Annotated in this window: 19 protein-coding genes; all 19 read right to left on the bottom strand. The window is 73.3% G+C overall.

Features of this window, described 5'->3' with window-relative positions; all coding sequences use genetic code 11:
• Nucleotide 1: 1 nt before the first annotated feature.
• Genes rfbC through ACH4TP_RS23270 form a run of 19 tightly spaced genes read right to left on the bottom strand, consistent with a single transcriptional unit; the run spans nt 2 to nt 24,640 of the window.
• A complete protein-coding gene (gene rfbC, locus ACH4TP_RS23360) occupies nt 2-553 on the bottom strand; it encodes a dTDP-4-dehydrorhamnose 3,5-epimerase (protein WP_398439009.1) in 552 nt (183 codons plus the stop codon).
• Entirely contained in the window at nt 550-1,767 is a 1,218-nt protein-coding gene (locus ACH4TP_RS23355; protein ID WP_389235697.1) for a polysaccharide pyruvyl transferase family protein, read from the bottom strand. Before ACH4TP_RS23355 ends, rfbC begins: the two co-directional genes overlap by 4 nt.
• Entirely contained in the window at nt 1,764-2,714 is a 951-nt protein-coding gene (locus ACH4TP_RS23350) for a glycosyltransferase family 2 protein (protein ID WP_398185012.1), read from the bottom strand. The genes ACH4TP_RS23355 and ACH4TP_RS23350 overlap by 4 nt, the downstream gene beginning before the upstream one ends.
• Nucleotides 2,711-4,000: a hypothetical protein gene (locus ACH4TP_RS23345; RefSeq protein ID WP_398185253.1), complete on the bottom strand. Its 1,290-nt coding sequence runs from the start codon at nt 3,998-4,000 to the stop codon at nt 2,711-2,713. The genes ACH4TP_RS23350 and ACH4TP_RS23345 overlap by 4 nt, the downstream gene beginning before the upstream one ends.
• Before the next feature lie 5 nt (nt 4,001-4,005).
• Entirely contained in the window at nt 4,006-5,286 is a 1,281-nt protein-coding gene (locus ACH4TP_RS23340) for a DUF4910 domain-containing protein (RefSeq protein WP_398185015.1), read from the bottom strand.
• Nucleotides 5,283-6,308, bottom strand: coding sequence for an NAD-dependent epimerase/dehydratase family protein (locus ACH4TP_RS23335; RefSeq protein ID WP_398185018.1), 1,026 nt, complete (start codon nt 6,306-6,308; stop codon nt 5,283-5,285). The genes ACH4TP_RS23340 and ACH4TP_RS23335 overlap by 4 nt, the downstream gene beginning before the upstream one ends.
• Nucleotides 6,309-6,311: 3 nt before the next feature.
• Nucleotides 6,312-6,962, bottom strand: coding sequence for a PIG-L deacetylase family protein (locus tag ACH4TP_RS23330; protein ID WP_389235708.1), 651 nt, complete (start codon nt 6,960-6,962; stop codon nt 6,312-6,314).
• Entirely contained in the window at nt 6,959-7,753 is a 795-nt protein-coding gene (locus ACH4TP_RS23325) for a sugar phosphate nucleotidyltransferase (RefSeq protein ID WP_398185021.1), read from the bottom strand. Before ACH4TP_RS23325 ends, ACH4TP_RS23330 begins: the two co-directional genes overlap by 4 nt.
• The gene (locus ACH4TP_RS23320; protein WP_398439008.1) at nt 7,750-8,985 is read right to left on the bottom strand and encodes a methyltransferase domain-containing protein; all 1,236 of its coding nucleotides are present in this window, start codon (nt 8,983-8,985) and stop codon (nt 7,750-7,752) included. Before ACH4TP_RS23320 ends, ACH4TP_RS23325 begins: the two co-directional genes overlap by 4 nt.
• Nucleotides 8,982-10,259, bottom strand: coding sequence for a glycosyltransferase family 4 protein (locus ACH4TP_RS23315; protein WP_398439007.1), 1,278 nt, complete (start codon nt 10,257-10,259; stop codon nt 8,982-8,984). Before ACH4TP_RS23315 ends, ACH4TP_RS23320 begins: the two co-directional genes overlap by 4 nt.
• A gap of 7 nt (nt 10,260-10,266) precedes the next feature.
• Nucleotides 10,267-11,541 (bottom strand): O-antigen ligase domain-containing protein, encoded by a 1,275-nt coding sequence (locus ACH4TP_RS23310; protein WP_398439006.1) that lies wholly within the window; start codon nt 11,539-11,541, stop codon nt 10,267-10,269.
• Between the two features lies 1 nt (nt 11,542).
• Entirely contained in the window at nt 11,543-13,096 is a 1,554-nt protein-coding gene (locus ACH4TP_RS23305) for a right-handed parallel beta-helix repeat-containing protein (RefSeq protein WP_398439005.1), read from the bottom strand.
• 8 nt (nt 13,097-13,104) lie between these two features.
• Nucleotides 13,105-15,063, bottom strand: coding sequence for an alginate lyase family protein (locus tag ACH4TP_RS23300; protein WP_398439004.1), 1,959 nt, complete (start codon nt 15,061-15,063; stop codon nt 13,105-13,107).
• Entirely contained in the window at nt 15,060-17,240 is a 2,181-nt protein-coding gene (locus ACH4TP_RS23295; RefSeq protein ID WP_398439003.1) for a bi-domain-containing oxidoreductase, read from the bottom strand. The genes ACH4TP_RS23300 and ACH4TP_RS23295 overlap by 4 nt, the downstream gene beginning before the upstream one ends.
• 25 nt (nt 17,241-17,265) lie before the next feature.
• Entirely contained in the window at nt 17,266-19,191 is a 1,926-nt protein-coding gene (asnB, locus tag ACH4TP_RS23290) for an asparagine synthase (glutamine-hydrolyzing) (protein ID WP_389235732.1), read from the bottom strand.
• 2 nt (nt 19,192-19,193) lie between these two features.
• Entirely contained in the window at nt 19,194-20,711 is a 1,518-nt protein-coding gene (locus tag ACH4TP_RS23285) for a Wzz/FepE/Etk N-terminal domain-containing protein (protein WP_398185041.1), read from the bottom strand.
• Nucleotides 20,708-22,075 (bottom strand): polysaccharide biosynthesis protein, encoded by a 1,368-nt coding sequence (locus tag ACH4TP_RS23280; protein WP_398439002.1) that lies wholly within the window; start codon nt 22,073-22,075, stop codon nt 20,708-20,710. The genes ACH4TP_RS23285 and ACH4TP_RS23280 overlap by 4 nt, the downstream gene beginning before the upstream one ends.
• Nucleotides 22,072-23,337: a glycosyltransferase family 4 protein gene (locus ACH4TP_RS23275; protein WP_398185045.1), complete on the bottom strand. Its 1,266-nt coding sequence runs from the start codon at nt 23,335-23,337 to the stop codon at nt 22,072-22,074. The genes ACH4TP_RS23280 and ACH4TP_RS23275 overlap by 4 nt, the downstream gene beginning before the upstream one ends.
• Nucleotides 23,327-24,640, bottom strand: a complete 1,314-nt coding sequence (locus ACH4TP_RS23270; protein WP_398185048.1) for a nucleotide sugar dehydrogenase — start codon at nt 24,638-24,640, stop codon at nt 23,327-23,329. Before ACH4TP_RS23270 ends, ACH4TP_RS23275 begins: the two co-directional genes overlap by 11 nt.
• Between the last annotated feature and the right edge of the window lie 60 nt (nt 24,641-24,700).

The raw sequence follows: 24,700 nt of genomic DNA, 5'->3' as shown, positions 1-24,700 counted from the left end.
CTCAACTCTCCATCTGCTTCAGGGCCTCGGCGAGGCTCGGCGCCTCCCGGTCCCGCTGGGACATCGACGTGACCGGCAGCGGCCAGGGAATGGCGAGCTCCGGGTCGTCGAAGGCGATCGTCACGTCCTCGGCCGGATCGTGCGGGCGGTCGATGCGGTACGAGGTGTCGGCGGTCTCGGTCAGCGCCTGGAAGCCGTGCGCGCACCCCGCCGGGATGTACAGGGTCGTCTGCGTCGCGTCGGACAGGTCGAAGGTCGCCACGTTGCGGTACGTCGGAGAGTCCGGCCGCAGGTCCACGACGACGTCGAAGATCCTCCCGTACGAGCACCGCACCAGCTTGGCCTCGCCGGCGCCGGAGCGCAGGTGCATGCCGCGCAGCACCCCGCGGACCGAGCGGGACAGGCTGTCCTGGACGAAGGCGTATGGATCGAGGCCCACCGAGCGGACCACGTCGGCGTCGAAGGTACGGCTGAAGAAGCCGCGCTCGTCGGCGTACGGCGTGGGCTCGAACAGGAACGCGCCGGAGATCTCCGGCACCGCGGTCGCTTTCATGAAGCCTTCCGAGAGGTGGTACGGAACAGGGTCGCCGTCAAGGCGGCGAAGTGGTCGGTGAGTTGCCGCGCGGCGGCCCGGTTCCGCTCGGCGAGGGTCTCCCGCAGCTCGGACGAGCGCTTCTCGAGCTCCCGGAACTGTTCGAGCAGCCGGTCGGCGTCGAGCTCGCGCGCCGGGTGGCAGTACGCGCCGAGACCCATCTGCGCCATCAGCGCCTCGCTCTTCACCGCGTAGCCGACCGCGAGCGTCGGCGTGCCGACCTTCAGCGCGCAGATCAGGTTGTGGTAGCGGGTCGCCACCACCGTGTCGACCGCCGCCATCTCCTTCATCAGGTCGGCGAGCGAGGCCGTCTCGGCGGCGGTGACCAGTGGCGAGTCCACCGCTTCCAGGATCGCGTCGACCACCGGGGCGTCGACCGCGTCGCCGGTGAGCAGCCGGACCGGCCGGCCGTCCTCGACCAGCGCGCGGACGAAGCGGATCGTCCCTTCGAGGTACCGCCGGTGGATCTCCTCGGCCCGCGCCCGGTCGTCGTCGCCGCCGTGGAAGGCCATGACGCCGACGCCGACCGGCCCGGGCGCACCCGAGGGCACGCCCGGCGGCGGTGCCGGCAGGGAGAACGCGAGGTCCGGGTGCACCTCGTCGCGCCCGGTGTCCACGCCCATCGCCCGCATCGCGTCGCGGGACGGGGCGTCCCGGTAAGAGCGGTACGCGGCGAGCCGCGCCGACCAGCGCACCAGGGCCCGGGTCGACCGGTTGCCGATCGGGGCGGCACCGACCCCGACCAGCGCGACCCGGGCACCGAGCAGCCGGCCGGAGGCGCAGAGCAGGAACAGGGAGTACGGGAAGCCCCACGGCCGCAGCGGCAGCGTGGCCTCCAGGACGCCCATGCCCGGCACGATCACCACGTCGTGCCGGCGCACCCAGGCGGCGGTGCGGAAGGCGTCGACGAGTTTGCCGAGACCCTTCCCCGCGATCGCGCCCGCGCGGGACGCGGTCCGGTACTCCCCGCGGTACCAGTGCAGTCGCGTCGCGGGGATCCCGAACCGGGTCGTCACGGCTTCGGGGCCGCCGCACAGCGCGTCCACGACCGCCTCCGGGTGCCGGGCGCGGAGGTAGCCGAGCACGGCTTCGAGCGAGCCGTCGTTGCCGAGGTTGCCGGAGCCGAGCAGGCCGAACACCCCGACGCGCACCGGGGCAGCGTGCGGGGACGTCATGCCCGCCCGCCTTCCCGGCCGGCGACGAGGTCGTCGACGGAGACGGTGAGGAGGTCCGGGTCGACCGGGGCGCGATCCTCGACCCGCTCGCCGGCGCCGCCCGGCCGGGCCCGGCTGGTCGCCCACTCGGCCAGGTGGCGGTAGCAGGCGCGCCGGTCGGCCGCGGACAGCGGCGCCCGCTGGATCGCCGAGACGAAACCCCACACGTACTCGGCGAGCAGCCGGGGCGTCGGGTGCAGCAGGCCGGCCCGGCGCGGATCCAGGTTCACGCACCGGGAGCGCTTGGACGGGTTGGCCCGCTCGGCGCGGGTGGGGTGGTCGCGGCGGAAGTACAGCAGCTCCGGCACCTGGTGGAAGGGCCCGTGCAGGCCGATCTCGCAGACGAACGTGCGGTCCGCGTGGTGGTAGCTGTCGAGCGGCTTCACCCGGCGCAGCACATCGGCCCGGATCACCCCGTAGAAGTCGTCGCCGCCCGGCTCGAACAGCATGCTGCGGAAGCGCTCCGGGGCGCGCGGCGAGGCGGTGGCGAGCGTGTACTCGTACGGGACCTTCACCTTCCCGTCCTCGTCGATCACCGCCTGGTCGGCGTGGGCGAGGATCACCTCCGGCCGCTCGTCCAGCGCCTCCACGCAGCGCCGCAGCAGGTCCCGGGCGTACAGGTCGTCGTGCGAGGCCCACTTGAACAGTTCGGTGCGGCATTCGACGAACACCCGGTTGTGGTTCGGGGTGGCGCCGACGTTCCGGGGCAGCCGGAGGTACCGGACGCGCGGGTCCCGCGCGGCGTACTCGCGGGCGATCTCCTGGGTCCCGTCGGTCGAGGCGTTGTCGGAGACGACCAGCTCGAAGTCCCCGTAGGTCTGGCCGAGCAGGGCGTCGAGCGATTCGGCGAGGTACTGCTCGCCGTTGTACACGGGCAGGCCGACGGTCAGCCTGGGTCGGGCGGTCATGAGGTCCTCACTTCGGGGATCGGGTTCACGTGGTGCTCGCGTCGGCCGGCGCGCAGGTGCAGCCACCACACGGCGGAGCCGCTGAGGGTCGCGGCGGCGACGCCCCAGGCCGAGCCGACCGTGCCGGCCACGGCCGCCCCGCCGAGCCCGCCGCCGGCGTAGCAGACGGAGGCGAACAGCTGGGCGCGCAGGCTGCGCCGGGCCGCGCCGAGCGCGCGCAGCCCGGCCGCCGCGCCGGTGCCGAGCCCGGCGCCCGCGACACTGAGCGTGGCCGGCACGATGAGCTCCGAGGCGGAGTGCCAGACGTCGCCGAGCACGAGCTCGCCGAGCCGGTCCGGTACGAGGAGCAGCGCCGCGCCCCAGAGCAGCGCGGCGGCGGCCTGCCCGCCGCCGAGCAGCAGACAGAACCGGCCGAGCCGGTGCGGGGCCCGCCGCAGCACCCGTGCCGCCTCCGCGACGGTGACGAGGGACAGGCCCATGAGGAGGGCGAGGAACGGGCCCTGCAGGAGTTCCGCGCCCCGGACCGCGCCCACCGCGCCGACGCCGACGATCGCGCCGAGCCCGTACGCCCGCAGCTGGCCCGCGCCGCTGAGGCTGCTGTTCTCGACGAGGTAGCGGAAGCCGAGGTCGCGCTGCTCGCGCAGCCAGCCGCGGGCCCGCGCGACCCGGGGCCGGATGCCGGACTGGAGCGAGCCGTAGCCCGCGGCCACCGCCGCGGACCCGCCCCAGGCGAGCACGAAGGCGGCCACGCTGCCCACGCGCGCCGCCACGACCATGGCGGGGACGAGCGCGACGCCCCACACGAGGTCGTTGAGGAACGCCTTCTTCCCGGCGCCGGCCGCGAAGAAGGCGAACCGCCAGGCGTCCTGGAGCAGCAGCCCCGGCAGGACGACGCCCAGGCAGGCGAAGGCCGGCCCCACGCCGCCGCCGAGGGCGAGCCCGACCAGCAGGCACACCGCGCCGACGGCGGCACCGAGGCCGAGCGCGGCGCCCGAGGACCGGGCCACCGCCGAGCGCCAGGACGCCTCCGGCACGGCGCTGAACCGCACCACCAGCGGGTCGGTGGCAAGGCCGCGGGAGGCGGCGAGCACCACGCCGTACGTCACCCAGGCCAGGCTGAACACGCCGAACGCGGCCGGCCCGAGGGAGCGCGCCACGTAGACACCCACCGCGAAGTTGCTCATGCTGGAGGCCGCCTGGTCGGCAAGCCCCCAGGACAGGCGGCCGACGACGCCCCGCCGGGCGGATCCGGCGGGTGTCGTCGTCTTCTCCTCCTCGGTGGTCATCGGTGTCATGCCTTGATCAGCTCGGCGGCGCCCAGGGCGTCCGCCGCGACGGCGACGGTGTCGAACGGCAGCCCGGACCGCTCGGCGACGTCCAGCAGGCTGTGCTCGCCGTCGGACATGCTGAGCACCCAGAGCATGGCCATCTGGGCCTCCTTCGCGTCGCTGCGGCCGCCGAGCGATTCGTACAACCCCCGCTTGCCCAGCTGTGGTTCGCCGTACGGGCTGAGGTTGACGTACCGCCGGTTGCGGTCGAGCACCGCGAACGCCTCGCGGCAGACGGCGAGCGTGTCCGCCAGCGCCTCCGGGGAGACGAAGTCCGGGTTGTCCGCCGAGGTGTGGTACTCGGGATAGCCGGCGTACGGGGTCCGGCTGAGCGAGCCCACGCCGAGGTCGAACCCGGGCGAGCAGTACTGCCGCTCGTCGTAGCCGTACGGCGTGAACTCGTTGATGCTGTGCGGCCTTTCGGAGGCGGCGAGGACGTACTGCATCACCCGGTCGATCTCCGCGTCCCCGCGCCTGCTCCGCTTGTACGTCAGGCTGCCCGGGTCGCCCGCGCAGGCCAGCACCAGCCCGTGCTTGACCTGCTCGATGCGCTCCGCGTTGCGGGCCAGCCAGGTGATCGCCCCGATGGTCCCGGGCGCGAAGACGAACCGGTACGTGTAGTACGGCCTCGTCTCCGCCAGCGCCCGGGCCAGGAACACCGCCACCGCGACACCGGCCATGTTGTCGTTGGCCAGCGCCGGGTGGCAGACGTGGCAGGAGACGATCACCTCGTCGGCGACCTGCCCGGGGACCACGTGCTCGGCGTAGGTGAGGTGGCCGTCCTCCAGGGTGGAGTCGACGCGCACCTCGTACTCGCCGTCCGGCAGCGCGTCCAGGGTCTCCTGGGCCAGGCAGAACCCCCAGTCCGGCTTGTAGTAGCTGGTGCGGTACGGCACCCAGCTCGGGTGCTCCGGCAGGGTGTGCAGGTGCTCGCGCAGCTCGGCCAGCGGCATGGTCCGCGACACCGGCACGCTGTAGCCGAGCACGTGCAGGCTGGACGCGGCGAAGTCGACGACCCGCCTGCCCGTGCCGTCGGCGACGTACGCGTCCCGGATGTTCCACTCCTGCGGCACCGTCCAGTCGAGCACCTGCGTCCCCGTCGGCACCTCGTGCACCGTCAGCGGGACGTACTCGCCGACGATGTCCAGGGTGGCGCGCACCCCGTCGCCGGTGATGCTCCGGCACAGCGGGTACAGCCGCTCCACCAGCGCGTGCATCTCCTCGCCGGGATCGACCTCGGTCATCGGCGCCACCGCAGGGTGTCGTCGACGGCACCGGCCTCGGACGCCGAGCGCAGCACGGCGAGACGGGTGAAGCGCCGCTCGAAGTCCTCCCGGGTCAGCCCGTGCTCCCGGTAGGCCCCGGCGAGTTCGAGCGCGCCCCGCTCCACCGACCACTCGCAGTCGAAGCCGGGGATCGCGGCGCGGAACCGGGAGAAGTCCACTCGGTACGAGCGCGGGTCGGCGCCGTTCTCCCCGGTGATCCGCACCTTCGCCCCGTCCACCGCCTCGGCGACCCGCTCGGCGATCTCGGCGACCGTGACGTTGTTGGCCTCGCTGCCGATGTTGAACGCCCGGTCGTGCACGGCCTCGCGCGGCGCGGTCAGCGCGGCCGTGAAGGCCCGCGCGATGTCGCCGGCGTGCACCAGCGGCCGCCAGGGGGTGCCGTCGGAGAGCACCAGGACCTCGCCGGACAGCAGCGCGTGGCCCACCAGGTTGTTCAGCACGATGTCGGCGCGCAGCCGGGGCGAGTAGCCGAACGCGGTGGCGTTGCGCATGTACACCGGGGTGAAGTCCTCGTCGGCCAGCGCGTGCAGGTCGTCCTCCACCCGCACCTTGGACTCCGCGTACGGCGTCACCGGGCGCAGCGGGGCGTCCTCGCCGACCAGCTCGTCGCCGCCCGCGGCGCCGTAGACGGAGCAGGTCGACGCGTACAGGAAACGCTTCACGCCGGCCTCGCGGGCCAGCTTGGCGAGCCGTACCGACGCGTGGTGGTTGATGTCGTACGTGAGGTCCGGCGCCAGCGATCCCAGCGGGTCGTTGGAGAGCGCGGCGAGGTGGATCACGGCGTCCACCCCGGCCACGTGCTCGGCCGTGACGTCACGCAGGTCCACCCGGTGGCCGGACGGGTCGGCGGGCCGCGGGCCGAGGACGCAGTCGGCGAACAGGCCGGAGTCGAGGCCGACGACCTCGTGTCCGGCGGCCGTGAGGACCGGGGCCATCACGGTGCCCAGGTAGCCCTGGTGTCCGGTCAGCAGTACGCGCAAGGTTCATTCCCCCAGGTCGAGAGTGAGTTTGGTGACCGCGAACGCCTCGGCGTACCGCGCCTGGCATTCGATGCCACGGATCCGGGCGAGGCCGAGGAAGGCCTCCCGGTCGTACCAGGGCCGGTGCCGCTGCGAGGGATAGTGCTCCTGCAGCAGCCGCACCTTCTGCTCGGCGACCTCGGGCGACAGCGGCTGGTACGCCGACATGCGGCCGAGGTCGCCGTCCCACTTGACGATCTCGTAGCCCAGGACGAGATGGTCGCGGAAGGCGGTGGGGATCAGCCGCGCCAGGCCCCGGTGGTCCTGGTGCGCGTCCTCGGTCCGCGGGGCCAGGATCAGGTCCGGGTCCGTCCCCGCGCGCAGCTCCTCGACCGCGGCCTTGGCCTCGTCCCAGTGCACGGGCATCCGGCCGTCCGGCAACTTGAGGACGGTCAGGTGTAGTTCGGCGCCCGGGCAGAAGGCGGCGAGCGCGGCCCGCTCCTCGTCCTCCCGCTCACCGCCGCCGCCGGAGAGCACCAGCGCGTCGACCCGGAGGCCCGGCCGCGCGAGGCACATCGTCAGGAGCGTGCCGCCGGCGCCGATGGCGATGTCGTCGCAGTGCGCGCCCACCGCGACGATCCGTTCGAGGGGCCGCCCGGCCCCGAGGCCGATCACGCCCCCGCCCCGGCGCCGGCCCGCTCCCACACGGCCCACGGACGCTCGCCCCGGGTGTAGGACTCGTCGAGCGCGGCCCGCTCCTTCACCGTGTCGGTCGGCTTCCAGAAGCCGCGGTGCTGGTGCGCCACCAGACGGCCCTCCTTGGCCAGGCCGGCGCATCCGTCGGCCACCAGGTCCCCGTTCTCCGGTATGTGGTCGAAGACCTCCTGGCGGAGCACGAAGTAGCCGCCGTTCTCCCACAGCGGCATGTCGGCCACCGCGGTGATGCCCCCCACCAGGCCGTCCTCGCCCAGCTCCACGCAGTGGAAGGAGGACTGCGGCGGCACCACCATCATCGACGCGCCGGCGTCGCGCGCGGCGAACCGGTCGATCATCTCGTTCAGCGGCGCGTCGGTGAGCACGTCGGCGTAGTTGGCGAGGAACATCTCGTCGCCGTCCAGGTGGTGCCGCACCCGGCGCAGCCGCTCCCCGATCGGCGACTCGATGCCGGTCTGCGCGAACGTGATCGTCCAGTCGGCTATGTCGGTGGACAGCAGCTCGGTCTTCCCGCCCCGCAGCACGAAGTCGTTGGACGTCGTCTCCTCGTAGTTGAGGAAGAAGTCCTTGATGTGGTGCGCCCCGTACCCGAGGCACAGGATGAACTCCTTGTGCCCGTAGTGCGCGTAGTAGCGCATGACGTGCCAGATCAGCGGTCGCGGACCGACCATCGCCATGGGCTTGGGGACGTCGTCCGCGGTGCCGTTGCGCATCCGCATCCCGTAACCGCCGCAGAACAGGACGACCTTCATGCCTTCACCTCGACGATGCTCAGCTCCGGGATGGGGAAGACGAGCCGGCCGCCCCACTCGTGCACGTACGACAGCTGCTCGACCAGTTCGGCCCGCAGGTTCCACGGGAGGACCAGGACGTAGTCGGGCCGGTCGGCGGCGATCTGCTCGGGCGACAGGATCGGGATCCGGGTGCCCGGGGTGAACCTGCCGTGCTTGTACGGGTTGCGGTCGACCGTGTACGCGAGCAGGTCGGGCCGGATGCCGCAGTGGTTGAGCAGGGTGTTGCCCTTGCCCGGGGCGCCGTAGCCGACGACCGTCTCGCCGCGCTCGGCCGCCTCGACGAGGAACCGCAGCAGGTCCCGGCGCACCTTCGCCACCCGGTCGGAGAACTCCGTGTACCCGGACAGCTCCTGGAGCCCGGCGGCCTTCTCCCGGTCCAGCACCTCGGCCACCCGGCGGGACGGCTCGCCGGCCACCTCCGAGGGGCGGGCCCACAGCCGGATCGAGCCGCCGTGCGTGGGCAGCAGCTCGACGTCCACGAGGGTCAGCCCGCCGCTCGCGAGCGCCCGGGCCGCGGACGCGACCGTGTAGTACTGGAAGTGCTCGTGGTAGATCGTGTCGTACTGGTTCTCCTCGATGAGGGTCAGCAGGTGCTGCACCTCGATGGAGACCCAGCCGTCGTCGGCGACCAGGGCGCGCAGCCCCTGGGTGAAGCCGACCACGTCGGGGATGTGCGCGTACACGTTGTTGGCCACGACCAGGTTCGCCGGGCCGTGCTCGGCGCGGACGGCCGCACCGGTGTCCGGGCTCAGGAACTCCGTGAGCGTGGGCACGCCCGCCTCCCGGGCCGCGGCGCCGACGTTCACCGACGGCTCGATGCCGAGGCAGCGGATCCCCCGCTCGACCACGTGCCTGAGCAGATAGCCGTCGTTGCTCGCGACCTCGACCACGAAGGCGTCCGGGCCGAGCCCCACCTTCCGCACGGCACCGTCGACGAACGCGCGCGCGTGCTCCACCCAGGAGGTCGAGTACGAGGAGAAGTACGCGTACTCCTTGAACGTCTCCTCCGGCGTGATCAGCGGCGGGATCTGCGCGAGCCAGCACTCCGTGCAGACCCGCAGGTGCAGCGGGTACGTCGCCTCCGGCAGGTCCAGCTGCTCCGCGGCGAGAAAGCTCTCGCACGGCGGGGTCGCCCCCAGGTCGACGACGCTCCCCAGCGCCGCCGAGCCGCAGAGTCGGCATCGTGTCATCTTCTGCCCCCATTTCCGCTCGCGCGGGTGACCCGTCGCGAGCCGACCTCGTCGTTCCCCACCGACGGCGCGCCGTGCGCGCCGCCCGACCGCCCCGCGATCGCGGTGCGGTACTCCTCCTCCAGGCGCGCGAGGCCGACGGCGGGGCTGAACCCCTGCTCGTACCGGCTTCGGGCCGCCCGGCCCATCTCCTGGTTGCGCTCCGGCCCGGCCGTGATCCGGCGCAGGCAGGACGCGAGCGAGGCGGCGTCGCCCGGCTCGTGCAGCAGCCCGGTCACCCCCTCCTCGACCAGCTCGACATAGCCGCCGTGACCGGCCGCGACGGACGGCACCCCCGCCGCCATCGCCTCCGCGACCACCAGACCGAAGGTCTCCCTGGCCAGCGAGGGAGCGACCACGGCGACCGACCGCGCGGCGGCCCGCCGGCACTCCGCCGGGTCCATGAGGCCCGCGTACCGGACGTCGTCCCGGCCCGCCGCCCAGGCGGCCACCTCCTGCTCCATGGGCCCCGAGCCGGCCAGCACGAGCGGCACGCCCACCCCGCCCTCCGCGGCGAGCCCGTCCCACGCGGTCATGAGCAGCCGTACGCCCTTGGCCTCCGAGAGCCGGCCGAGGAAGAGCAGGTGCTCCCCGGCGCCCTCCCGGACGGTGCCGGGGTCGGGCACGAAGTTGGGCTTCACCGTCAGCCGCTCGGCCGGCATCCCGGACCGCACCAGGAGCTCGCGCTGCGCCGCGGAGATGCAGAAGAACCGCTCCACGCCGGTCCACCACCGCCGCCTGTTGACCGTCAGGCTCACCGCCAGCGGAACCGTCGCGAGCCGGGAGTCCCGGTAGCAGCCGTGCCGGACCGCGGGCAGCGACACCGTCGACCCGACGCACTCGGTGCACGGCCGGCCGTCCCGGTGCAGCGTGCCCGGCGGGCAGACCTGCGCGTAGTTGTGCAGCGTGGCGACGAGGGGCACGCCGGCGTCGGCGCAGGCGGCGACCACCGCCGGCGACAGGAGCGGGAAGACGTTGTGGACGTGCACCACGTCCGGCCGCTCGGCACGGAGCCGGGCGGCGAGCTCCGTACGGACCGCCGGGTTCCACGGCACGAGCAGCGGCACCGCGACCTTCCCGAGCAGGGACCGGGCGGCGATGTCGTCGCTGCGCCGCTCGAAGAGGTCGACCCGGTGGCCGGCCGCACGCAGCAGCCCCACCTCCTCGTCGACGACGCGGTTCTCCCCGCTCGGCTGGGCCGAGGAGTAGCGGTTGTGCACCACAAGGACACGCATGTTCAGGTCACCTCCGGGCCCATCGAGGGATACGTCGTCGGGGGAGCTCGACCGCCGGCGGCGCCGCGGCCGCGGCGGGTGCCACGAGCAGCGAGGCGGCCAGGGCCAGGTGCAGCAGATACGCCGAGGCGTCGCCGAGACCGACCTCGGTGTACGAGGAGAGCCCGCAGTAGCTGATCAGGAAGATCGCGCAGGCCCTCGGCAGCGACGGCGGCCGCAGCAGCGCGACGCCGCCGATCACGAGGATCATCGCCGCCACGATGGCGACGCCCATCAGGCCCTGCTCGTCGTAGACGGCCAGCCAGCTGTTGTCGATCGGCAGCCCGTCGAAGGACTTGTCGCCCAGGCCCGTGCCGAAGATCTTCTCGCCGGTCGTCCGGGGCGCCCCGAGCAGGGCGTCCCACACCTTGGCCCGGCCCGTCAGGTTGGAGAAGTTCTCCTGGCTCTGTCCGCGCAGGAACCAGGACCGCAGCGCGGAGCTGAACGCCACCGCGGCCACCGAGGCGCACAGCACCGCCCAGGCGAAGAACCGGCGGGCGGCGGCACTGGTCAGGACGAGCGAGCCGATCGCGAGGACCAGTCCGATGACCAGGCCGAGCGTGGCCGTCCGGGTGTGGGTCATCGCGAGCAGGACGAACGACGGCACGATGATCACCATCGCGCTGAACCAGGTGATCCGGCGACCCAGCGCGAGCAGCACGGTGAGCCCGATGACCACCGCGGAGTACTGGCCGATCTGCGGCGGGGTGAGCGGCCACAGGGCGCCGACGAGACGGCCGCCGTAGTACTCGGGCATGGCCGTGCCCGGCGAGACGGCCAGGCCGGCGGCGACGAGCACGAGCACCGCGAAGTACCAGCGGATGTGGTAGCGGACGAACGTCAGACTGCCGTCCCACCAGCGGCTGAGCAGCCACAGCGTGGCCACGAAGACGGCCAGCCGGCCGCAGCGGAACAGCGCGCCGAACCCGACCTCCAGCTGCACGCTGGCGATCAGGCTCGGCACGAGCAGCAGGGTCAGCAGGAACACGAAGGCGCTGGGCCGGACCCGCAGCCGGAGGTTGAGCGCGAGCGCCAGCGTGAAGGCGGCGACCAGCGCGCCCATGGTGGCCATCTGGATGAGGGAGCGGGGGATCGTGACGACGGTCTTCGCCCCGGCGGAGCCGAGCGTGTTGAGGCCGAGCAGCGCCCAGGCGATCCCGACGGACTTCGGCGTGGTGCCGGGCTCCGCGCCCCTCGTGCCCGGTCCGCCGGGCAGCGTCGTACTCCTCAGGTCCTCGCTCATCTCAACCACCGGTCCGGGGACCGAAGGTGCTGCCCGTGTCCTGCCGGTACGGCGCGCCCTGCCAGTGCCCGGGGTCGAGCGTCCGGCCGGTGTCGCCGGCGACGAAGCTCCACGGTCCGCTGTAGGCGTTGTCGTGCCAGCGGTTGTCCTGCTGCCGGGTGACGGCCTCGGCCACCCGCCCGCCCAGGTACGGGGACCAGTCCGGAGCGCTGCCCTGGTTGGCCAGGACCGCCATGCGGCCGCACTCCGCCGCGCACCCGGGGACGGAGGCGTCGAGGACGAAGCGGTTGTCGTGGATGTCCACCCGCTGGGTCTTCCACCGGCAGTCGGCGTACAGCGGCGCGTCGGCGATCGCCGGCCGCGCGCAGCGACGGGTGTCCTCGACCAGCAGGGTGCAGTAGTCGGTCGAGGTGTTGCCCGGGCTGTTGCAGAACCGGTCGGCGTCCTCCCACAGGGTGATCCCGTTCCAGTTGTCCTCAAGGACGTTCCGATAGATTTCGATCCTGTCCGTCCGGGCCGGGACCCGCGGCTCGCCCCCGGACTCGGACACGTAGACGGTCGCGTACGGGAAGTCGTCGCCCTCGGCGGCGGCCTTGCGGCCCTCGACCCAGTTGTTCCGCCGGATCGTGTTGTTCCGGACGACCGCGTTGTAACTGATCTCGTAGATCAGCGCGGCGCCGTCGTTGGCCTCGATGATGTTGTCCTCGATGCGGAAGTCGTTGTTGTTGGTGTCCGCCCACAACCCGGCCCCGCGGTTGTCGTGCACCCAGTTCCCCCGGATGTCGGCGCCGTCGACCGCCCAGAACTTGATGCCCCCGGAGCAGCCGCAGCCGGGCTCCCGCCGCTCCCAGTCGTCGGTGTTGTTGCCCACGACCTCGTTGCCCTCGACCACCAGGCCGCGGACGGAGTCACCGGTCTTGTACGCGTTCATGCCGTACTGCCCGTTGCGGCGCAGGCAGCTGGCACGGAGCTGCTGACGGGCCCCCGCCATCAGCCCGCCACCGGAGTTGTCCTGGATCGTCGTGTGCTCGATCACCCACCCGTCGGCCATGTCGTGGTTGACCACGCCCTCGTCGTGCGGCGCGACGAACCCCTGCACCGTCAGATGGCTGAGGGTGACGTCGCGGGCGGTGCCGCCGAACGCGTACTGGTTGGTCCTCCGGCCGTCGAGGACCGCCCCCGGCGCGCCGAGGTAGCGGTCCCCCTCCTTGGGGACGACCTGGTCGTAGGGGCCGGATTCGAGCGTGTGCCGGCCCGGGCGCAGCCAGAACGTGGTCCCCGGGGGGCTGTCCTCGGTCTTCGCGGCCAGGTCGCCGACCACCGAGGGGTCGACCGTCACGGCGCCCGCCGGCGCCTGGGCGGGACCGGCCGCGGGCTCGGCGCAGACCCGGGCCACGGGCGACGACGCGCCGTCCGCCCCCGGCCCGGCGCCCGGCCTCGCCCCGGCCGTCGGCTTCGCCCCGGTGCCCGGCGCGCTCTCGCAGCCGGTCACCAGGAACAGGGCCAGCGCCAGCGGTGCCACCGCCCACGCCCGAAGCCGCCTCTCGAACCCCACCCGCCCCCCTAGCCGTGGAACCTGAGGACGGTGGTGAACCCGGCGGCGCCGTCGGCGAAGCCGGTGCCGACCAGCGTGGTGGCGGGTTCCTTGCGCCCGAAGCCGGGGGAGTACCAGCCCAGCGGCGGCTCGGTCTCGCCGCGGTGCGCCCGCCAGGTCAGCTCCCCGGGCAGGTCGAGCACCGCCGAGCGGTCCTCGCCGTCCCGGGTCCAGGTGAGCTCGGCGCGGTTCCCCACCAGCTCCGCGGAGACCGCCGGGCCCAGGTGGAACGCCAGACGTACGGTCCCGCGGTCGCCGTGGACCTCGTCGACCACCCGCAGCTCCCGGCTCGCGGCGGTCAGCTCCACCCGGCGGCGGTGCGTGGACCCCTGGTAGCCGTCGTGCTCGGCGCACCAGCGGGCCACGCCCTCGCCGGAGGGCTCCGCGACCAGGACGCGGGTGCGGGCGTGCCGGGTCCACAGGAACGGGCCGCCGGAGACGGACTGGTCCTCGCCGTCCCGTTCCAGGGTGTTGTGGCCGAGCGTCGAGCGGAAGTACCGCCGCCACTCGGGCTGCCCGTGATAGCAGAACGTCCCCGGGTCGGCGAGCACGTCGACCCCGTCGTGCCGGACCTCCACGGACAGCGCGTCGGCGTGGGCATGCGCGGCGATGGACAGGAAGCCGTGCGGCCCCCCGTCGCAGCGGCACCAGATCTCCTCCGGACCGCGCAGGATGGTCATGCCCGCGTCCGCGAAATGGGCCGGCCGCCGCGCCGGGCGGGACACGGCCGGGACGGTCCCCTTCTTCCCGTACGGACGGACGAGCGCGGCGAGCAGCGGGGTGCGCACATCGGTGCCGGTCACCTCCGGCCACCAGGTCTGCCGGCCGAACACGGCGTCCCCGGTGGCGAGCAGCGAGCCCCAGCGGTCGGTGCCCGCGCCGTCCACGACCAGACCGTGGCCGTCGTCCGCGTCGCCCTGGCGCGGCGGCCGCAGCCGGTTGTCCACGACGGCCGCGAGCGCGTCGGTCATCCGCAGCAGCACCAGCCGGACCGTCGCGGGCAGCGGCACACCGGCGGCGTCCGCCTCGGCCACCGCGGCCAGGCCGAGTTCGAGGACGAGCCCGTGGTACTCGGTGGCCAGCTCGCGGTTCAGACCGGAGTGGAAGGTGTTGCTCCGCAGATGCCGTTCGAGGGACCGCAGCGCGCCGGCCCGCCAGCGCGCGGAGGAGGGGAACCAGCCGAAGGCGCAGGCCGCGGCGAACTGCCCGGCGGCCTCCGCGACGACGTGGTTGTTCGCCGAGGACCCCCGGCTGGGGAAGGCCGCCAGCCAGCGCTGGTGGTGCCAGATCTGCTCCAGCGCCACCGGATTGCCCTCGAACAGCCCGGCCGCGCCCGGCCAGCCGTCGAGCAGCCGGCGGATCCACACCCAGGAGACCAGCCGGATCCCCAGCTCGATGCCGCTGATCCAGTGCACCCCGCGCAGCGGCGGATTGGCTGCCCACCAGGACCGCAGGTGCTCGGCCACCCGCTCGGCGTACCGCTCGTCCCCGCCGACCGCGTAGGCGGCGGCGAGCACGGTGAGGTACTGGTGCCGGGACGGCTCCCAGATCTGCTTGATGTCCCCGACCGCGTCCTCGTCCCGGTACGGCACGTCGAAGGCGTACCCCGACGGAGCACGGCGCCCGGTCTTCGGGTCGAGGAACCAGTCCGGGGCGGCCATGTCCTCGCGCTCCACCCCGAAGAACCCGGCATGCCCGGCCATCAGCCGGTCCGCCTCGGCGAGCAGGCGCTCCGCCGCGTCCGACGGCACCGAGGCGATCGTCCCGGCGGGCAGCACGGCGGTGAACCGGGCGCCGGTCACGGGCGGGCAGGCCGGCGGCGCGGAGCGCCACTGACGCCTCCGCAGCACGTCGACCGCCCGGCCGCCGACCTCCGACGGCCCCATGCGGGACAGCCGCCGCAGGTACCAACCAGCGCTCATCGTCATCGCGGCCTCGCCAGCGTCACCGGCGCGCCGCCGGCCAGACCGGCCTGCACGGCGAGGGTCGCCGTCGTGGTGGCGACGAGCGACTCCAGCGGCACCGGCATCGGGCCGCCGGTCCGCACGGCCCTGACGAACGAGGCCAGCTCGGCGGACTGGCCCTTGTCCCGGGCCTTGGGCAGCCGCGAACTGACCCACTTCTTGGGTCCGTGCACCGAGGCCCGGACGAAGTCGTCGAGCCGCAGCACCTTGCCGTCCGCGACGAGGTCCAGCGTCTCCTTGGGGAAGCCGGACGCGCCGGTGGTGACGTAGCTGATGGTGGCCGTGGAGCCGTCCTCGTACCGCAGGACGACCTGGAGGTCCTCGTTGCCGGGGGTGGCGACCGCGTACACCGAGACCGGGTCGGCCCCGAGCAGCCAGCTCGCCGTGTCGATGAAGTGCCCGCCCTCACCCGCGAACCGCGAGCCCTCGGTGCCCTGCTGGAGGTACCAGCTGTTGTGGTCCAGCCGGCCCGCGTTGACCAGGTAGCGCAGGCTCGCCGGTCCGGTCCGGGCGCCGAACTGCTTCCGGGCCTCCTGGAGCAGCGGCGCGAACCGGCGGTTGAAGCCCACCTGCAGCCGGTCGTTGCCGGACTTCTCCACCGCCGTGAGCACACCGGCGAGCTCGTCCTCGGTGAGCGCCAGCGGCTTCTCCACGAACACCGCCTTGCCGGCGTGCAGCGCCTTCTGGGTCAGCTCGGCATGCGAGCTGTGGCGGGTGACCACGAACACCGCGTCGACCGACGGGTCGCCGAGCACCGCGTCGAGATCGGTGGTCGCCCGCGCGAAGCCGAACTTCCGCTGCGCGTTGGCCCCGGACAGCGCCGTCGTGGTGACGACCGTGGACAGCTCGACGCCCTCGCGCCCCACCAGGTGCGGCAGCAGCATCGACGTCGCGTAGTTGCCCGCGCCGACGAACGCGAGGCGCACCGGCGTCCGTACGGACCGGACCGGGGCGGACGCCCCGTCGCCGCGCCGCACCGCGGGCACGGCCACCGCCGCGGCCTCCGCCTCCCCCGTGTGCTCGGGGTACCGGAAGAGCACGGCCACGGCCTTCAGCTCGCCCTCCTTCAGCGACCGGTACGTCTCGACGGCGTCGTCGAAGTCGGCGACGTGGGAGACCAGCGGCTCCACGTCGACGCTGCCGCGGGCGAGGAGGTCGAGGAAGCACGCCAGGTTGCGGCGCTCCGTCCAGCGCACGTAGCCGATCGGATAGTCCCGCCCCTCCAGCTCGTACGCCGGGTCGTAGCGCCCGGGGCCGTAACTGCGCGAGAACCGGACGTCGAGCTCCTTCTCGTAGTACGCGTTCCACGGCAGGTCCAGGCTGCACTTGCCGATGTCCACGACCCGGCCCCGGTCCCGGCTCATCCGGGCGGCCAGCTCGACGGGCTGGTTGCTGGCCCCGCCCGCCGCCAGGTACACCTGGTCCACGCCGTGACCGCCGGTGAGTTCGGCGACGGCGTTCTCCAGGGCCGCCGAGCCGGGATCGCCGCAGGCCACCGCGCCCAGGCCCTCGGCGAGCTCACAGCGCCCCGGGGCCGGGTCGGCCCCGATGACCCGCACCCCCGAGGCGGTGAGCAGCTGCACTACCAGCTGCCCGATCAGCCCGAGGCCGATGACCAGCGCCACCTCGCCGAGCTGCGGCTCGCCCTGGCGGACGCCCTGCAGGGCGATCGACCCGACGGTCCCGAAGGCCGCGTGCCGCGGCGCGAGGCCGTCCGGCACCGGCGTGTAGAGGTTCTTCGGCACCCAGTTCAGCTCGGCGTGCAGCGCATGCTCGTTGCCCGCGCAGGCCACGAGGTCGCCGACCTTCACGTCGTCGATCCCGGCGCCGACCTGCTCGACCACCCCGCACAGCGAGTAGCCGAGCGGCGTGTACGAGTCGAGCTTGCCCATCACCTTGCGGTACGTGGCCCCCACCCCGTTGGTCGCCACGCTCTGCACGACCTTGGCCACCTGGTCCGGACGCGAGCGGGCCTTGCCCACCATCGACATGCCGGCCTCGGACACCTTCATGAGCTCGGTCCCGGTGGAGATCAGCGAGTAGGCGGTACGGACGAGCACACCCCCCGGCTTGCAGCCCGGCACCGGCACGTCGAGCAGGGCCAGCTCGCCGCTCTTGTAGTTCTGCACAACCTGTTTCACCGAAGTCCCCTTGTTTCTACGCCTTCTAGCGAGCGCTGAGTTCGGACCCGGAGGTCGCGCCGCGATACCAGTACTCGAGGGTCAGCACATGCCACAGATGCTTGGAGAAGTCCCGCTGCCCGGCGGCGTCCTCGGCGACCATGCGCCGCAGCGCGTCGCGGCGCAGGAACCCGGAGTTGACCAGCACGCCGTCGTTCACCACCTCGCGCACCAGCGGCGCCAGGTCCCGGCTCATCCAGGCCCGCAGCGGGGCGCTGAACAGGCCCTTGGGCCGGTACACGATCTCCCGGGGCAGGATCGAGGTGGCCGCCTCCTTGAGGACGGCCTTGCCCTGCCGGCCGACGATCTTGCGGTCGCCGGGCACGGCGAACGCCGCCTTCACCACCTCGACGTCCACGTACGGCACCCGCACCTCGGTCGAGGCGGCCATGCTCGACCGGTCCGTGTACGCGAGGTTCAGACCCGGCAGGAACATCCGGGCGTCGCCCAGGCACATGCGGTTCACGAAGTCGTCGAGCTCGTTGTCCTCGTAGACGTCCGCGTGCTCGGTCAGCACGTCGTCGACCGTCCCGGCCAGGTCCGGGTCGATCAGGGCGAGCAGCTCCTCCTGGTCGTACATGGTGTAGCTGCGCCGGAACGCGGTCTCCTCGGGCAGGTCCGCGAAGGAGAGGAACCGCTTCGCGAACCGCACCGACCGGTACCCCCGGCGGGCCGAGGCGACCGGCAGCCGGTCCACGGCCGCGGACAGGCCGCGCCGCAGGGGCCGAGGGACGCGCTGGTAGCGCAGCGCGATCAGATTGGCCACGTGCTTGCGGTAGCCGGCGAACAGCTCGTCGGCCCCCATGCCCGACAGCATCACCTTGACCCCGGCCTCCCGGGCGGCCGAGCAGATCAGGAACGTGTTGATCGCGGCGGGGTCGCCGATCGGCTCGTCCAGATGGTGCGTCATCCGCGGCAGCAGGTCGAGCACGTCCGGAGCGATCTCGATCTCGTGCAGCTCGACGCCGAACCGCCGGGCCACCTGCCGGGCGTAGCGCAGGTCGTCCGGCATCGCCTCGAACCGGGCGTCCTCGGCGCGGAACCCGATCGTGTAGGCCGAGATCCCGGGCTGGTGGCGGGCCGCGAGCGCGGTCAGCCAGCTGGAGTCGAGCCCGCCGGAGAGGAAGGTCGCCACCGGCACGTCCGAGAGCAGATGGCGCCGGGTCGAATCCTCGACGACGGCGGCGATGTCGGGCCGCTCGCCGGCCCGGGCCCGCTCCCGGCCCTCGGCGGCGACGTCCTTCAGGTGCCAGAACCGGCCGCGCTCCACCCGGCCGTCGGGCCGGCACCGGAGCCAGCTGCCCGGCGGCAGCTTCTCCGCCTCGCGGAACGCGCACCGCGAGTCCGGCACCCAGTAGTAGAGGAGCGAGGCCACCAGCGCCGCGGGATCCACCTCGAGCGATCCGCCGGTGGCGGCGGCGAGCGCCTTCAGTTCGGAGGCGAACACCAGGCCCTCACCGCGCCGGAGCAGGAACAGCGGCTTGATGCCGAGCTGGTCGCGGGCGAGCACCAGCTCGCCGGTCCGCTCGTCGAAGACGCCGAACGCGAACATGCCGCGCAGCCGGGGCAGGCAGTCCGTGCCCCAGCGCCGCCAGGCCTCCAGGAGCACCTCGGTGTCGGAGGACCCGCGGAAGCGCACCCCGGCGGCCGCCAGTTCGGCACGCAGCTCCGGCGCGTTGTACAGCTCGCCGTTGTACGTCAGGACGAGGCCGTCCGACACCATCGGCTGGGCGCCGGTCTCGGACAGGTCGATGATGGACAGCCGACGGTGCCCGAGGTGCACCTCGCCGTCGCCGACGGGATGGCTGTACCGACCCGCCCCGTCCGGACCCCGGTGGGCGAGGACATCGGTGAGCCGGTCGGTCACGGCCTTCCCGTCCGGCCACCGGTACGTGCCCGCGATGCCACACATGTCTACCGCACCTCCTGGTCGCTGTCCGGGACCCGTGCGGCCCACATCGGCAGTCGTTCCGTCCGTCGTCCGCCCGCCCCGTTCCACCGGGCAGGCCGCTCGCTCCGGCCGCGCAGCGCGGTGAGCGGCCCCTCCCACAGCGTGCCGTCGGTCCGGTCGCCCGGATCCGGGTCGACCAGCACCACACCGAGCACCGCGACCCGCTGGTCCGCCAGCTGCCGCGCCACGGTGTGCAGCCACGCGGCGCTGCCGTGCCCGGCCCGCACGACCAGCACGGTCCGGGTGCCGAGGTACGGCAGGTCGGTCCAGGCCGTACCGGGCGCCACCGAGCCGACGCCGAACCGGAGTTCCTGGTGCGCCACCGCCGCGGCGCGCTCGACGCCGACCACGGTCGGGTCCCCCGGCCTCGGGCGGCGGTCGGCGAGCTCCGGACCGGGCAGACCGTCGACGACGACCACGGGCCCGTCCGCCGACAGTTCCCCCGCGAGGTCCAGGGCGAGCACGCTCGTGGCGCGCGCACAGCCCAGCTCCAGCAGCGACAGGGGTTCCGAGGAGCCGCGCAGGGTGCGGGCCAGGGACGCGACGAGCCTCGTCCGCGCCGCCTTGCCCCTCCGGCGCCGCCGCCGGCGGGACGACCGGCCGGGGAGCTCGGCGATGACCGAGGCGCCGAGGTTCGCCGCGATGTCCCGGCGCAGCACGGGTCGGTCCGCCACCACCGAACCGACCGAGGCCACCGCGAGCCCGAGCGCGAGCCCGAGCGCGAGTCCGATCGCGCCGTCGGTGGCGGCGGTCTTCGGCAGGGAGTACCGCACCGTGCGCGGGGCGTCCACGATCTGCGTGCCGGCGACGAGCCGGGGCGTCCCGATGCTCGCCTGTGAGGCGCGCTGGCCGAAGTCGGATATCTGCGAGGTGAGTTCGGCCCGGCGGGAGAAGAGCGACTCCGAGTCCGCCGGCGCGTTGGGCCCGCCCTCCTCCGAGCCGTCCGCGATCGCCTTGTTGACCTGGTCGAGTTCCTTCTGCAAGCGGTCGCGCTGGACGAGCAGGGTCTTGGCCTCGGCGTTCGCGTTCTCCTGTATCCGCCGCACGTGGTCCGCGACGAACGCGTCGGCCAACGCCTGGGCGCGGGCCACCGCCTCCGCGCCGGTGTCGCCCGTCACCTTGATCTCCAGCACGTTGTTCGTCAGACCGCTGCCCTCGTAGTCCTTCATGAAGTCCTCCGGTTTCTCCGGGGACTTGAGCGACCTCAGGGCCGTGTCGGCGATCCGCGTGGTGCGCAGCAGCGCCACATCGGTACGGATCAGCGTTCCGGGGTCGCTGGGCTGGTCCTCCTGATGGGCGACCAGCACCTTGGTCACCGCGGTGGGCGGCGGAGGCAGCAGGACCGCCATGCCCCCGCCGCAGACCACCCCGAGGAGCGCCGTGCAGCCCCAGAGACGCCGGCGCCTGCGCACCGACACCACCAGCGAGTGCAGGTCGAGGAGCGGAGCGGCGGCCGACTCCGGAGTCGTACGCGTCGTCACCCTGAGACCCCCGTCACTTCCTCGTCCACCATGAGCACCGGCGCGTCGCCGTGCCGGGGCCGGCCGCCGGACCGCGCCGGACGGACCCGGACCGTGTCCGCGAGGACGACGCCGACGACCTCGTGCCCGGCGTCGGCACACGCCTCGGCGATGCCGGCGAGCTCGGCCGAGGTCCAGTGACCCGCGCTGAGCACGACCAGGACACCCGACTCGATGCCGCGGTCCGGCACCATCGGCCGGTCCACCGGGACCTCCACCACCCGCAGCACGGGATCGCTCCCGCCCTCGGCGGCGAGCCGCACGGCGGCCCGGTGGGCGGCCTCGTCGCCGTCCGGGACCACCACGAGGAGCCGCCGGGGGGCCGGCAGCCGCTCCCGGAGCCGGGCGCACACCCGCTGGTGGCGGACCCGGCGGCCGGCCTCGTCGCCGGAGGCCTGCGGGGCCGGCACGTCCCACCGGACGTCGACACCGAGGAGCCGGCGGAGCCGGGCCCGCGGGCCACGGTCCTTGGGGCGGTGCGCGGCCCGCTCACCGGGGACGTCCACGGTGCCGAGGAACGTCGTGCCCAGCGCCGTGGTGATCTCCGGCTCGGTGCGCAGCCGACGGCTCACCCGCGCGGCGGCGAGGTGACCGATGACCGCGAGCAGGAAGGACAGCAGAGCCCCGCCGCCGATGAGCTGCACCCTCGTCGGCGGCGCCTCGCCGACCGGCCGGGCCGCCGTGCCCATGACGACCATGTTCGCCTTGCCGGCGGTCGGGGCGGCCTGGGCCAGCTTGTCGACGGCCTCCTGCAGGGAGGTCCGCAGCTTCGCGAGCTCCGTGCGGGTCTGCACGCTCTCCACGCTCCGCCCCGTACCGGCCGCGTCGGCCAGCTCGGTGATGCGCCGGTTGGTCTGCTCCACCGACTTCCGCAGCGCCTCCTGCCGCGACGCCGCCTCGGGGTCGGTCTCGTCGCTCACGATCTTCGTGGCGAACGAGACGAACTCCTGGGCCGCCAGGTCGGAGAGCCGCTGGGCGTGCTCCGGGGTGTCGGCCGTGCCCGAGATCTTGATGATGTTCCCGTCGGCGACCTCGGCGCGCAGCCGGTCGCGCAGTTCGATGGCGTCGACCCCGGACCAGCCCAGCGTGGCGGCCACCCGGTCGAGCACCACCGAACTGGTCGCGACCTGTGCCTGGGTCATCAGCTCGCGCTCCTGCCACGCCCCCGGCAGCAGGACCGACGCCGAGGTCGTGTAGCGCGGCGGGAACACCACGGAGGCGCCGTACCCGACGAGCGCACCCACCAGCGCGAGGATGGTGAGGAACCGGCCACGCCGACGGATGATCCGTCCGAGCGTGACCAGGCGTATCGTGTCGTCGCTCAACTGCGCGGCCTCGTCCCCGCCCGGTCCGGGTCGCCCGCCGACGGCGGATTCTGGTCACGGCAGGCCGCCGCGTAGGCGGCCAGCAGCGATTCCTGGGAGTGCCGCCAGGAGAGCTGCCCGCCGATCCGCTCCTGGCCGATCTTGCCCATCCGGGCGCGCTCCTCCGGATCGTCGAGCAGCCGCGCCACGAGCCCGGCGAACGCGGACTCGTCGTTGGCGGGCGCGTACACGGCGGCGTCACCGGCGGAGACCCGCGCCTCCCGGAGGTCGAACGAGACGATCGGCCGGCCCATCACCATGTATTCCAGGACCTTGTTCATCGTCGACACGTCGTTGAGCGGATTGCGCGGGTCGGGGGAGAGGCACACGTCCGCGGTGGACAGGTAGCGCACCAGGTCGGCGTCCGGGATGCGCCCGGTGAACCGCACCTGCTCCGAGAGCCCGAGCCGCCGGGACAGCGCCACCATCTCGTCGAAGGCGTCGCCGGCGCCGACGAACACCGCATGCCAGTCGGTCCGCCCGAGCTCGTCGCGCAGCTTCGCGAGGGCCCGCAAGGCGTAGTCGACGCCGTCCTGCGGGCCCATGACCCCGAGGTAGCACAGCAGATGGGGCTTGCCGTTCTTCAGCTCGGGCTCGGCCGGCACGGGGTGGAACCGGTCGATGTCGGGCGCGCTGCGCACCACGAAGACGTCCTCGGGGCGCTGCCCGCCGCGGCGCACCGCGACGTCCTTGTAGCTCTCGTTGGTGGCGAGCACGACGTCCGCGGCCCGGTAGGTCATGCGCTCCAGCGCGCACACCCCGCGGTAGAGCAGGTCCTTGCCGCGGTCGAACCGGGAGAGGTACAGCTCGGGCACCAGGTCGTGCTGGTCGAAGACGAACCGCGCCCCCTGCCGCTTCAGCCACAGGGCGGGCAGGAACAGCAGGTCCGGCGGATTGCAGGCGTGGACGACGTCGACCGGGCCGACCTTGCGGGCCAGCCGGACCGTGTGCCACAGCGCCGTTCCGTACTCCCGGAGGTAGCCGGCCGGCCCTCCGGTGGCCGCGCGCAAGGGGTAGCGGTGGATCCGCACCCCGTCGATCACCGCCTCCGCCTCCGTGTCCCGCTTCTCCCCGCGGGGGCAGATGACGTGCACCTCCCAGCCCGCGTCGCGCAGTGTCGTGCACTCCTGCCACACCCGCCGGTCGAACGGCACCGACAGGTTCTCCACCAGGATCAGCGCGCGGCGGGTCCGCCCGCCGCCGCCGGTCGTGTCACCAAGCAAGGCCCATGTACCCCGGTTCGGTCCGGCGCGCGTCGGCGTCGGGAAGGCGGATGAGGTCGACGATCACCGGGGCGTCGCCATGGGGCAGCGCCGACAGCACGGACGGCTCCCTGGTCCCGACGAGGCACACCTCGGCGTGCTCGATCACCTCGTCGACGGACTCCACGAGCAGCTGCGCGAGGTGCGGCAGCCGGTTCTCGATGTACTCGCGGTTCGCGCCGAGCAGCCGGGAGAGGTTCACGTTGGGGTCGTAGATCCGCAGGTCGTACCCCTTGCCGAAGAGTCTCTCCGCCAGTTCGACGAGCGGGCTCTCGCGGAGGTCGTCGGTGCCGGGTTTGAAGGACAGGCCGAACAGGCCCACCCGGCGTTTGCCGGTGCGCTCGACCATGTCCACCGCGCGCTGCAGATGGTCGGCGTTGGAGGCCAGTACGTGGGAGAGGATGGGCACCGAGACGTCGGCCCGCTGCGCCGCGTGGACGAGGCTGCGCAGGTCCTTGGGCAGGCAGGAGCCGCCGAAGGCGAAGCCGGGCCGCAGGTAGGCGGGGCTGATGTTCAGCTTGCGGTCGGCCAGGAACACGTCGATCACCTGGTGCGAGTCGACCCCGAGGGCCTGGCACACCGCGCCCAGCTCGTTCGCGAAGCCGATCTTGAGGCCGTGGAACGCGTTGTCCGCGTACTTGATCGCCTCGGCGACCGGGACCGGCACGCGGAACACCTCGCCGGGCAGCCCCTCGTACAGCGCCGCCACCACGTCGCCGCTCGCCGCGTCGAGTTCGCCGATGACGGTCTTCGGCGGGTCGAAGAAGTCCCGCACGCTCGTGCCCTCGCGCAGGAACTCCGGGTTGACCGCGACCCCGAAGTCCACTCCGGCGGTGCCGGCGAACTTCTCCAGGACCGGCAGCAGCAGGTTCAGGCAGGTGCCCGGGAGCATGGTGCTGCGGAACACGACGGTCTGCCGTCCGCCCCGCTCGGCCACCGCGGCGCCGATCTCCTCGGTGACCCGCTCCAGATACGTGGTGCACAGACTGCCGTTGGGCTCCGACGGCGTGCCCACGCATATCAGGGACACCTCGCTCTCCCTGATCGCCTCGCGGACGTCGCCGGTGGCGCGGAGCGCCCCGGTCCGCACGACCTCGGCGATGAGCTCGCCGATCCGCTCCTCGACCACGGGCGCCTTGCCGTCGTTGACCAGGTCGACCTTGACCTGGTTCACGTCCACCCCGATGACCTCATGACCCATGCTGGCCAGGCACGCTGCCGATACGCAGCCCACGTAGCCGAGCCCGAAGACGCTGACCCTCATGACCCGTTCCTCCCCCAGGGCAGACCCTTGTGGTCCGCCATCAGCGCGCCGACCGGACGG

It is taken from the genome of Streptomyces sp. NPDC021012 (assembly GCF_044333355.1).
Classification (GTDB): domain Bacteria; phylum Actinomycetota; class Actinomycetes; order Streptomycetales; family Streptomycetaceae; genus Streptomyces.
This window is presented reverse-complemented; position numbering and strand designations above follow the sequence as displayed.